The following is an 11,015-nucleotide window of genomic DNA, read 5'->3' as shown; positions in this document are numbered from 1 at the left end:
TGAAGACGCTCAGGTCGCCGGTGCGCCGAGCCGCCGCGAGACCTGACTCGCGCAGGCCTTGAGCGCCCGCGCCACTTCGCCATCCCAACTGCTGTCGAACACGCCCGCCGCGCCGATCGCGGTGACCGCCAGCACGATCGTGCCCTTGTGGTCGAACACCGGCGCTGCCATGGCATTGACGCCAGGCACGATCTCGCCGGTCGAGCGGCTGAGGCCGTGGCGCTTCACTTCTTCGAGGTGCGTTTCGAATTCACGCCAGTTCGGCACCGGCGCGGCGGCCGGCATGCCGGGCTGCGGGGTCGGGTCGCCGCGGTCGCGCTGCTTGCGGCGCGACCGTTCCTCCTCCAGGAAGCGCTTCACCACCGCGGGCTCCATGTACGCGCCGAAGAGCCGACCCGAGGCGGTATCGGTCAACGAGAACACGGTGCCGTGTCGCATCACCACGTGCACCGCGGCCGGCGATTCGGCCAGGCGCACGATGGTCGCACCCCGGTCGCCCCAGACGGCGATGGCAACGGTCTGGCCGATGCTCGCCGCCAGCGCCTCGATCAGCGGCGAGGCGATCTGCACCGGGTTGTTCTGCTGCAGTCCGATCAACCCCAATTGCATTGCCAGCGGTCCGAGCAGATATTGGCCGCTGACGGGGTCCTGCTCGATCAAGCCCAGCCGGCCGAAGCTCACCATGTAGGGATGCGCCTTGGCCGGCGCCATGTCCGCTTCGCGGGCGAGATCGCTCAGGGCCATCGGCCGGCCGTGGTGCACCAGCGCGCGCAGCAGTTGCCCGCCCACTTCTACGCTTTGTATGCCGCGCTGCTGCCGCGTTTCGACTTCTTCGTTCATGTCCGTACCTCTGTTCAAGCCCGTGGAATTAAACAACGACAAACGCGTTAAGCCATGATTCAAGGGAAAACCCTACTTAGTCATTCACAAATTGATTCGTCCTGAGCGAACCAATGATTGGATAATCGCAAACAAGTTAGGTTTAGACAAACGCCAACAGGAGCTGCCCCGATGACCGCCACGAAGAAATTTGCCTCCCAAGCCGACCTCGAAGAAAAGAAGGTCACTTTCAGCCAGATCTCCGAGCACGCCTGGGCCTACACGGCCGAGGGCGACCCCAACACCGGCATCATCATTGGCGATGACTGCGTGCTGGTGGCCGACACGCAAGCCACGCCGGCCATGGCCGCCGACGTGATCCGCCGCATCCGCGAAGTCACCGACAAGCCGATCAAGTACGTCGTGCTCACCCACTATCACGCCGTGCGCGTGCTCGGCGCGAGCGCCTACCAGCCGCAGCAGATCATCGCCAGCCAGGACACGTACGACCTCATCGTCGAGCGCGGCGAGCAGGACAAGGCCAGCGAGATCGGACGCTTCCCGCGCCTGTTCCAGAACGTCGAGACGGTGCCGGCCGGCATGACCTGGCCGACCATGACCTTCACCGGCAAGATGACCCTGTGGCTGGGCAAGCTCGAGGTGCAACTGTTGCAACTCGGCCGCGGCCACACCAAGGGCGACACGGTGGTCTGGCTGCCGGGCGAGGGCGCATTGCTGTCGGGTGACCTGGTCGAATTCGGCGCCACGCCGTACGCCGGTGACGCCTATTTCAAGGACTGGCCAAAGACGCTCGACAACATTGCCGCGCTCAAGCCCAAGGCGCTGGTGCCGGGCCGCGGCGCTGCGCTGACCACGCCCGCGGAAGTGGCCAAGGGCCTCGGCGAGACGCGCGACTTCATCGCCGACGTGTATGCCAACGTGCAGAAGGGCGTCGCCGCCGGCAAGGACCTGAACGCCGTCTACAAGGACACCTACGGCGTGCTCAAGCAGAAGTACGGCCACTGGGTGATCTTCGACCACTGCATGCCCTTCGACGTGACGCGCTGCTACGACGAAGCCACGCAGTACGCGGACCCGCGGATCTGGACTGCCGAGCGCGATGTCGAGATGTGGAAGACGCTGGAAGGCTGAGCGGCCGGTTCGCCTCGCAGGAGTGACCACACCATGCAATTGAACGAGCTTGCATCACGCAAGGGCGAAGCCGTCGACTACCAGAAGCTGGAATTCGACTATGTGCGCCATGCGGACCAGGACGCCGCGATGCCCGTGCGGCGGCCCGTGGTCGTCGTCGGCGCCGGCCCGGTGGGCCTGGCGCTGGCCATCGACCTGGCGCAGCGCGACGTGCCGGTCGTGCTGCTCGACAACGACAACACGCTTTCCACCGGCTCGCGCGCCATCTGCTTCGCCAAGCGCACGCTGGAGATCTTCGACCGGCTCGGCTGCGGCGAGCGCATGGTCGACAAGGGCGTTTCGTGGAACGTCGGGCGCGTGTTCTTCAAGAAGGAAGAGATCTACAGCTTCGACCTGCTGCCCGAGGCCGGCCATTCGCGGCCGGCCTTCGTCAACCTGCAGCAGTACTACGTCGAAGGCTTCCTCGCCGAGCGCGCGGCCGAACTGCCGCTGATCGACCTGCGCTGGAAGAACAAGGTGGCGGGCGCGGTGCAGCATGCCGACCATGTCACGCTGACGGTCGAGACGCCGGATGGCCCCTATCTGCTGGAGGCCGAGTACGTTGCCGCCTGCGATGGTGGACGCTCCAGCGTGCGACAACTGCTCGGGCTGGAAAGCAAGGGCCGCCAGTTCAAGGACCGTTTCCTCATCGCCGACGTCAAGATGAAACTCGATCGGCCTGCAGAACGCTGGTTCTGGTTCGACCCGGAGTTCCATCCCAACCAGAGCGTGCTGCTGCACATGCAGCCCGACAACGTCTGGCGCATCGACTTCCAGCTCGGCTGGGACGCCGATCCCGAGGAAGAAAAGAAGCCCGAGAAGATCATTCCGCGCGTGAAGGCGCTGCTCGGCGAGGACGCTCAGTTCGACCTCGAATGGGCCAGCGTCTACACCTTCTCCTGCCTGCGCATGGACAAGTTCCGCCACGGCCGCGTGCTGTTCGCGGGCGATTCGGCGCATGGTGTCTCGCCCTTCGGTGCGCGAGGCGCCAACTCCGGTGTGCAGGATGCGGAAAACCTCGCATGGAAGCTGGCGGCAGTGCTGCAACGCCAGGCGTCGGATGCGCTGCTCGACAGCTACGGCCAGGAGCGCGAATACGCCGCTGACGAGAACATCCTGAACTCGACGCGCGCCACCGACTTCATCACGCCCAAGAGCGAAGTCAGCAAGTTGTTCCGCGATGCGGTGCTGGAGTTGGCGAAGGTCAATGCCTTCGCGCGCAAGCTGGTCAACAGCGGCCGGCTCTCGGTGCCTGCCACTTTGCACGACTCCGCGCTGAGCACGCCCGATGCGCAAGCATTCAACGGCCGCATGGTGCCGGGCGCGGTGGCTGCCGATGCGCCGCTGGTCCGCAAGGATGGCAGCATGGGATGGCTGCTGGCGCATGCCGGCGGCGAGGCTTTCACGGCGCTGGTGTTCGGCATCGATGTCCTCTCCGACCGGGCCGCGCGGGCCGTGGCCGAAGCATCGGCAGTCGCGCACGTGCCGGTGAGGACCGTGGTCGTGCCGCTCGACGATGCGCACGCATTGGCGGCCCGGCGCTACGACGCGGAAGTCGGCACCGTCTACCTGCTGCGCCCCGACCAGCATGTCTGCGCGCGCTGGCGACAACCCGACGCCGCCGTGATCCGCGACGCGCTGGATCGCGCGCTCGGCTGGGTCTGAAGGAATCCTCATGCTGCAAGCCACCCAACCCCGACTCATCACCGAATCGAATCTCGACGCGCCGGACGACTTCTACGAGGCGCTGATCGAATCCCACCAAGGCCTCTCGGCGGAAGAGAGCCACGCCTTCAACGCGCGCCTGGTGCTGCTGCTGGCCAACCACATCGGCTCGCTGCCGGTGCTGCGCGAAGCCTTTGCCGCGGCCAAGCGCGCCTGAACCCATTTCGTCTCGAAGAAAGTCCATGACCACACCGCTCGCCTACCAGACCGGCTTTGGCAACGAATACGCCACCGAAGCCGTGCCCGGCGCACTGCCGCAGGGCCGCAACAGCCCGCAGCGCGCGCCGCTCGACCTCTATCCGGAGCTGATCTCCGGCACTGCCTTCACCGCGCCGCGCCACGAGAACCGGCGCACCTGGATGTACCGCCGCCAGCCCTCCGTGGTGTCGGGCCGCTACCAGCCCTATGCCCAGTCGAGCTGGCAGACCGGCGGCGACCGCAGCGTGCCCTTGCCGCCCGAACCGATGCGCTGGCATCCGATGCCGATGGATGGCGCGGAGCAGGTCGACTTCATCGACGGCATGCAGACGCTTGCCGCGAACGGCGATGCGGAGGCGCAATGCGGCATCGGCGCGCTCATCTACATCGCGGGCCGCTCGATGGAGCGGCGCGCCTTCGTCAATGCCGATGGAGAGATGCTGCTCGTGCCGCAACAAGGCCGCCTCGTGCTCACCACCGAGATGGGCGTGCTCGAGGTGAAGCCTGGCGAGATCGCGCTGGTGCCGCGCGGCGTGGTCTTCAAGGTCGGCCTGCCCGACGGTGTGTCGCGCGGCTATGTCTGCGAGAACTACGGCGCGCAGTTCCGCTTGCCGGAGCTGGGCCCGATCGGCTCCAACGGCCTGGCCAATGCGCGCGACTTCCAGGCGCCCGTCGCCGCCTTCGAGACGGAAGACGGCGGCTATGAACTCGTCAAGAAGGCGGGCGGCCGCTTCTGGCGCGCGCCGACCAGCCATTCGCCCTTCAACGTGGTCGCATGGCACGGCAACCTGTCGCCGGTGAAGTACGACACCGCGCGCTTCATGACCATCGGCTCGATCAGCTTCGACCACCCCGACCCTTCCATCTTCACCGTGCTCACGTCGCCGAGCGACACGCCCGGCACGGCCAACTGTGACTTCGTGATCTTCCCGCCGCGCTGGCTGGTGATGGAGGACACCTTCCGTCCGCCCTGGTACCACCGCAACCTCATGAGCGAGTTCATGGGCCTGGTGTACGGCGAATACGACGCCAAGCCCGGCGGCTTCAAACCCGGCGGCGCCAGCCTGCACAACTGCATGGTGCCGCACGGCCCCGACGAGGAAGCCTTCACCAAGGCCAGCAACGCCGACCTCAAGCCGCAGAAGCTCGACAACACGCTGGCCTTCATGTTCGAAAGCCGCTACCGCTTCCTGCCGACCCAATGGGCGCTGTCCAGCAATTCACTCGACCAGGACTACGCCGACTGCTGGGCCGGCCTGAAAGACCAGTTCAAGAAATCATGACCGACATCAACGAAACCCACGACCCGAAACTGCGAAGCTGGGTCGAAACCGCGAACGCACCCAGCTGCGATTTCCCGATCCAGAATTTGCCGTTCGGGCGCTTTCGGCCAAGGGGCAGCAAGGAGGCCTTCCGCATCGGCGTGGCCATCGGCGACCGCGTGCTCGACCTCGAAGCCGCGCACCTCATCGACCATGCCGACATGAACCTGCTCATGGCGGCCACGCCCGAGGAGCGCGCCGCACTGCGCACAAGCCTCTCGGAAAGCCTGCGCGAAGGCAGCCCCAAGCAGAAGGACTGGCAACTCGCGCTCTACGCGCAGGCCGATGTCGAGATGACCGTGCCCTGCCGCATCGGCGACTACACCGACTTCTACACCAGCGTCCACCACGCGACCACGGTGGGCAAGCAGTTCCGTCCCGACAACCCGCTGCTGCCCAACTACAAGTGGGTGCCCATCGGCTACCACGGGCGGGCCTCGTCGATCGGCGTGAGCGGCCAGCAATTCAAGCGTCCCAAGGGGCAGACCAAGCCGGCCGGTTCCGACCCCGCCGCGCCGCCGGTGTTCGGGCCTAGTCTTCGCCTGGACTACGAGCTGGAACTCGGCTGGTTCATCGGGCGGGGCAATGGCTTGGGCGAGCCGGTCGGGATGGCGGACGCGGAATCGCATTTGTTCGGCGTGACGCTGTTCAACGACTGGTCGGCGCGCGACCTGCAGGGCTGGGAGTACCAGCCGCTCGGGCCTTTCCTGTCGAAGAACTTTGCGAGCACGGTGTCCCCGTGGCTGGTGACGCTGGAGGCGCTGGCGCCTTTCCGCGCATCCTTCGAGCGGCCGGAAGGCGATCCGCAGCCGCTGCCGTATCTCGATTCGCCGAACAACCGCGAACACGGCAGCTTCCACATCACGCTGGAAGCATGGCTGCAGACGAAGAAGATGCGCGAGGCCGGCGCGGCGGCGGTGCGCCTGTCGCAGACGGACATGCGTGAAGCGGCGTACTGGACGCCGGCACAACTCCTGGCGCACCACACGGTCAATGGGTGCAATTTGCAGCCGGGCGACCTGCTGGGCTCGGGCACCTTGTCCGGCCCGGCGGCGGATCAGGCTGGGTCGCTGCTTGAACTGACAGTGGGTGGCAAGCAGCCGATTTCGCTGCCGAACGGCGAGACTCGGGCCTTCCTTGAGGATGGGGACACGCTCACGCTGCGCGGCTACTGCGAGCGTGCCGGCGCGGCGCGGATCGGGTTGGGTGAGGTGAGCGGGACGGTGGTCGGAAGCTGAAGAAGGTGCGAATCTATCTACTGCGGGCGCCGATCTCGGGCCTCCGGTGCTCACCGTACGGGTGTACGGTTCCGCTCCTCAACCCGACCTCGGCGCCCTCGCTACGAAATCTTCACACCTTCTGAGTCGGCGTGATCAGCAATTTGCGCTGATGCTACGGATCAGCGTCTTGTCCCCGACCGTCTCGGTCTGGACGACGGCAGTGGCCTCACAGGTGGTCGTCGTCGCGCGATATCGGTAGCGGGCCTCGACCCGCCCACCACCCAACGGCCGCACCGAGCGCAGCGCGAGCGGGTCGCGCAGCGAGCCGTAGAAGCTCGTCATCCCGGCCTCGCTGAAGGGACCGACGCCGCGCTTGGTCGGCGTGACGAGCGAGGCGGCGGTCGATCCATCGCCGAAGGACAGGGCGATGTAGAACTTCTCGACCGTGCGCGCTGCTTCCCTGTTGGGGGCGGCTGCGGGCAAGACAGAAGGTGCGGCGCGTTGCAGCGTTGGCGCAGAGGCATCTGTCGGAACCGGCGTCGGTGCCGCCGCAACAGGTGGGGTTGGCGGCGATGCCAGCGTGGCGGCTGGTCGATCGTCGAACTGCGGCGTGTCGTTCGACCTGGCAAGCGATGGCGAGGAAGTTGGTGCCGCTGTTGCAACGCTGGCAGGCGGCAGCCGGCGCACCGAACTGTCGCTCGCGGGCGATGCGACCAGGAAGAACCAGGCCAAGAAGGCAGCGATCAGCATCGATGCGCCCGCACCGAGCCAGAGCCACGGCTTGCGCGGATCGTCTTCGAGCACCCTGCCAGCCGAATGCCCTTCGATCGGCGTCCCGGTGGCCGGCCGCGTCAACCCCCCGCGACGCGTCGTCTCCAGCATGGATGGCCCGGTTGCAACGAAGCTGGGCAAGCGGCGCGCACAGCCGATGCAGAACATGGCGGTGTTCCGATTGCTCGACTTGCAGGCATCACAGACGATGGACATGGAGCAATGGTTCGATGCAAGTGGTGCTTCAAGACTATATGCACGCGAGAGGCTGTATGTCGGACGAAGTCGCTCCGGACAATGCAGCCGCCAACGCCGAACGGGGCTCGCCGGCGGGTGAGTGGACAATTGCGCCCGCAAAGTCCCTACGCACCCGAGATTCCCGCCATGCCCAAACTAGACGACCCCCTCCACGACGCCGAAGTCGGCTCGCGCGACAGCACCATCGACACCACCCGCATCGACGACGTACGCATCGGCGCGGTGCGCCCGCTGATCACGCCGGCCTTGCTGCAGGAGCGCGTGCCGGTGCGCGACAACACGTTGGCGCTCGTCGAAAGCAGCCGCGCCAGGATCGCCGACGTGCTTCATGGCCGCGACGACAGGCTCGTCGTCGTGGTCGGGCCATGCTCCATCCACGACCATGACCAGGCCCTCGACTACGCGCACCGCCTGAAGGCCGTCGCTGATGAACTGGAAGACGACCTGCTCATCGTCATGCGCGCCTACTTCGAGAAGCCGCGCACGACCGTCGGCTGGAAGGGCTACATCAACGATCCGCACCTGGACGGCAGCTTCGCCATCAACGAGGGCCTGGAGCGCGCCCGTCGCCTGCTGCTGGAGCTGACCACGCTGGGCCTGCCGACCGGCACCGAGTTCCTCGACCTGCTGAGCCCGCAGTTCGTCGCCGACCTGATCGCCTGGGGCGCCATCGGCGCGCGCACCACCGAGAGCCAGAGCCATCGCCAGCTGGCCTCCGGCCTGAGCTGCCCGATCGGCTTCAAGAACGGCACCGACGGCAGCATCAAGGTCGCGGCCGACGCCATCCTCGCGGCGCGCGCGCCGCATGCCTTCATGGGCATGACGAAGATGGGCATGGCCGCGATCTTCGAGACGCGCGGCAACGACGATTGCCACGTCATCCTGCGCGGCGGCAAGGCGCCCAACTATTCGGCGGCCGATGTCGCGGCGAGCTGCGAGGCATTGCGTGCCAACGGATTGCGCGAGCAGGTCATGGTCGACCTGTCGCACGGCAACAGCAGCAAGCAGCACCAGCGGCAGATCGTCGTGGCGCAGGACGTGGCGGGCCAGATCGCTTCAGGCGACCGGCGCATCACCGGCGTGATGATCGAAAGCCACCTGGAAGAAGGCCGGCAGGACCTGGTCGCCGGCACCCCGCTGAAGCATGGCGTGTCGATCACCGATGCCTGCATCAGCTTCGTGCAGACGGTGCCGGTGCTGCACGAACTGGCTGCCGCTGTGAAGACGCGTCGCACGACGGCCCCGGCCGCTCGCTAACGAAAGAACTCGCTCGGCGTCTGCCCGAACTGCCGCTTGAACATCGTGGCAAAGGCGCTGGGGCTGTCGTAGCCCGCGGCCAACGCAACGTCGACGACCTTCTCGCCGCTCGCGAGCCGTTCCAGGCCATGCAGCAGCCGCGCTTGCTGGCGCCATTGGCCGAAGGTCATGCCGGTTTCGCGTGCGAACAGGCGCTGGATGGTCTTGGCATCGACGCCAAGACGCTGGCCCCAGTCGTCGAGCGTGGTCGGGTCGTCGGGTGCTTCGAGCAGGCGCGTGCAGATGCGCTGCAGACGGGGCTCTTCGGGTTGCGGCAGATGCAGGGGCAGCACGGGCAGGGCGTGCAGTTCATCGAGCAGCAGTCGCATCACGCGGCCATCGCGGGAGTGGGTCGCGTAACCGGGAGTGATCGCAATCGCGGCGAGGATCAGTTCGCGCAACAACGGCGAAATGCCGACCACGGCGCATTCCCGCGGCAGGTGTGGCGTGGCGCCGGGCCGCACATAGACGCTGCGCATGTGGACCTCGCCGATGCAACGGATGCTGTGGCGTACGCCGGCCGGCATCCAGATCCCGCGCGTCGGGGGCACGATCCACTGGCCGCCCTGCGCGCTCACCATGATCACGCCGTGCGCCGCGTAGACGAGTTGCTCCTTGGCATGTGCATGCCAGCCGATGACGTGGCCGGGCGGATAGTCGTTGGGGTGACAGTTGACCAGCGCTTCGCTGCGGTCGACGTCCGCGAGAAAGTCGGGGTCCGGCATCGCCGGCGGAAATCTGCGGGAGCTTGCCATGTCCTTTTTGCGAAGAGCGCAGCCCGATTGGCGAGAGACAGGCATCGATCGTACCTCTACGATCCACCCCTCATCCAACTTTCCGACTGCGCGCGTCCGGTGCGCGCAATCCAGGCTCTCCATGTCCAGCGTTCTTCCTCCCAGCGCCGCCATTCCCGCCGCACCGGCCAATGCGCCCGCCGCGCAACGCACCGCCTTCCGCGTGCTTGGCGCCATCAGCGCGTCGCACCTCATCAACGACATGATGCAGTCGCTGATCCTCGCGATCTATCCGGTGCTCAAGGGCGAGTTCAGCCTGAGCTTCGGGCAGATCGGCCTGATCACGCTGACCTATCAGCTGACGGCTTCGCTGTTCCAGCCGCTCGTGGGCCTGTACACCGATCGCAAGCCGACGCCGTATTCGCTGCCCATCGGCATGACGTTCACGCTCGCGGGTCTGCTGCTGCTGGCCTTCGCACCCAGTTTCGGGGTGGTGCTGGTGGCGGCGGCGCTGGTCGGTACGGGTTCTTCGATCTTCCATCCGGAGTCGTCGCGCGTGGCGCGCATGGCCTCGGGCGGGCGGCATGGCATGGCGCAGTCGCTGTTCCAGGTGGGTGGCAATACCGGCAGCGCGCTCGGGCCGCTGGTGGCGGCGGTGGTCATCGTGCCGTACGGCCAGTCGAGCGTGGCCTGGTTCTGCCTGGCCGCGCTGCTCGGCATCGCGCTGCTGATCCAGGTGAGCCGCTGGTATGCCTTGCACCACGCTGCGGCCAAAGCGCGTGCGGCGCTGCGTCCAGCGGTGGCACCGCTGCCGCGCGGCAAGGTCATCGGCGCGATCGGCGTGCTGTTGCTGCTGATCTTCTCGAAGTACTTCTACATCGCCGGCATCAGCAGCTTCTACACCTTCTACCTGATCGAGAAGTTCGGCCTGTCGGTGCAGGGCTCGCAGTACCACCTGTTCATCTTCCTGTTCGCTTCGGCGCTCGGCACGCTGATCGGTGGGCCGGTGGGCGACCGCATCGGCCGCAAGCCGGTGATCTGGGCCTCGATCCTCGGCGTGGCGCCGTTCGCGTTGCTGTTGCCGCATGCGGACCTGTTCTGGACCACCACGCTGACCATCCTGATCGGGCTGATCCTGTCGTCGGCCTTCTCGGCGATCCTGGTCTATGCGCAGGAATTGATTCCCGGCAAGGTCGGGATGGTGTCGGGGCTGTTCTTCGGCTTCGCTTTTGGCATGGGCGGACTGGGAGCCGCGATGCTCGGCCTGCTGGCGGACCACACGAGCATCGACTACGTGTACCAGGTGATTGCGTACCTGCCGCTGCTGGGAATTGTGGCGATGCTGCTGCCGAATATCGAGCGGAAAAAGGCCGCGCACTGAAGAAGGTGTGAATCTTTCTACTGCGGACGCCGATCTCGGGCCTGCGGTCCTCACCGCACGAGAGTGCGGTTCCGGTCCTCGACCCGACCTCGGCGCCCTC

At 66.4% G+C, this 11,015-nt stretch carries 11 protein-coding genes; 8 read left to right on the top strand and 3 right to left on the bottom strand.

Going from position 1 to position 11,015, the window contains the following annotated elements:
* Positions 1-9 precede the first annotated feature (9 nt).
* On the bottom strand, positions 10-840 hold the full coding sequence (locus tag HCU76_RS03680) for an IclR family transcriptional regulator (protein ID WP_213956556.1): 831 nt from the start codon (positions 838-840) through the stop codon (positions 10-12).
* A 171-nt stretch (positions 841-1,011) separates the two neighbouring features.
* Between HCU76_RS03680 and HCU76_RS03675 the strand changes: the two genes are divergently transcribed.
* From HCU76_RS03675 to fahA, 5 genes are read left to right on the top strand one after another with little or no spacing between them, the layout of a single operon-like run.
* Positions 1,012-1,971: an MBL fold metallo-hydrolase gene (locus HCU76_RS03675; RefSeq protein ID WP_213956557.1), complete on the top strand. Its 960-nt coding sequence runs from the start codon at positions 1,012-1,014 to the stop codon at positions 1,969-1,971.
* A gap of 33 nt (positions 1,972-2,004) precedes the next feature.
* The gene (locus tag HCU76_RS03670) at positions 2,005-3,675 is read left to right on the top strand and encodes an FAD-dependent oxidoreductase (protein ID WP_218508513.1); all 1,671 of its coding nucleotides are present in this window, start codon (positions 2,005-2,007) and stop codon (positions 3,673-3,675) included.
* A gap of 10 nt (positions 3,676-3,685) precedes the next feature.
* Positions 3,686-3,892, top strand: a complete 207-nt coding sequence (locus HCU76_RS03665) for a DUF2783 domain-containing protein (protein ID WP_213956559.1) — start codon at positions 3,686-3,688, stop codon at positions 3,890-3,892.
* A gap of 25 nt (positions 3,893-3,917) precedes the next feature.
* Positions 3,918-5,216 carry a homogentisate 1,2-dioxygenase gene (hmgA, locus tag HCU76_RS03660; protein ID WP_218508512.1) on the top strand — a complete coding sequence of 433 codons (1,299 nt, stop codon included), beginning with the start codon at positions 3,918-3,920 and terminating at the stop codon, positions 5,214-5,216.
* Entirely contained in the window at positions 5,213-6,493 is a 1,281-nt protein-coding gene (fahA, locus tag HCU76_RS03655) for a fumarylacetoacetase (RefSeq protein ID WP_218508511.1), read from the top strand. The genes hmgA and fahA overlap by 4 nt, the downstream gene beginning before the upstream one ends.
* Positions 6,494-6,628: 135 nt before the next feature.
* Here fahA and HCU76_RS03650 read toward each other — a convergent pair whose 3' ends face one another.
* The gene (locus HCU76_RS03650) at positions 6,629-6,958 is read right to left on the bottom strand and encodes a hypothetical protein (RefSeq protein WP_213956562.1); all 330 of its coding nucleotides are present in this window, start codon (positions 6,956-6,958) and stop codon (positions 6,629-6,631) included.
* 127 nt (positions 6,959-7,085) lie between these two features.
* Between HCU76_RS03650 and HCU76_RS03645 the strand changes: the two genes are divergently transcribed.
* Both HCU76_RS03645 and HCU76_RS03640 read left to right on the top strand, forming a co-directional pair.
* The gene (locus HCU76_RS03645; RefSeq protein WP_213956563.1) at positions 7,086-7,583 is read left to right on the top strand and encodes a hypothetical protein; all 498 of its coding nucleotides are present in this window, start codon (positions 7,086-7,088) and stop codon (positions 7,581-7,583) included.
* Between the two features lie 47 nt (positions 7,584-7,630).
* Positions 7,631-8,761, top strand: a complete 1,131-nt coding sequence (locus HCU76_RS03640) for a 3-deoxy-7-phosphoheptulonate synthase (protein WP_218628261.1) — start codon at positions 7,631-7,633, stop codon at positions 8,759-8,761.
* Here the strand turns inward: HCU76_RS03640 and HCU76_RS03635 are convergent.
* Complete coding sequence (locus HCU76_RS03635) at positions 8,758-9,555, bottom strand: helix-turn-helix domain-containing protein (RefSeq protein WP_218508510.1); 798 nt, start codon at positions 9,553-9,555, stop codon at positions 8,758-8,760. The genes HCU76_RS03640 and HCU76_RS03635 overlap by 4 nt on opposite strands.
* Positions 9,556-9,676: 121 nt before the next feature.
* Between HCU76_RS03635 and HCU76_RS03630 the strand changes: the two genes are divergently transcribed.
* Positions 9,677-10,915: an MFS transporter gene (locus HCU76_RS03630; protein ID WP_218508509.1), complete on the top strand. Its 1,239-nt coding sequence runs from the start codon at positions 9,677-9,679 to the stop codon at positions 10,913-10,915.
* Positions 10,916-11,015 lie beyond the last annotated feature (100 nt).

It is taken from the genome of Variovorax sp. dw_308, from assembly GCF_019207085.1.
Taxonomy (GTDB): Bacteria; Pseudomonadota; Gammaproteobacteria; order Burkholderiales; family Burkholderiaceae_C; genus Variovorax.
The sequence above is the reverse complement of the archived record's forward strand: the minus strand, read 5'-3'. Positions and strand labels throughout refer to the sequence as shown.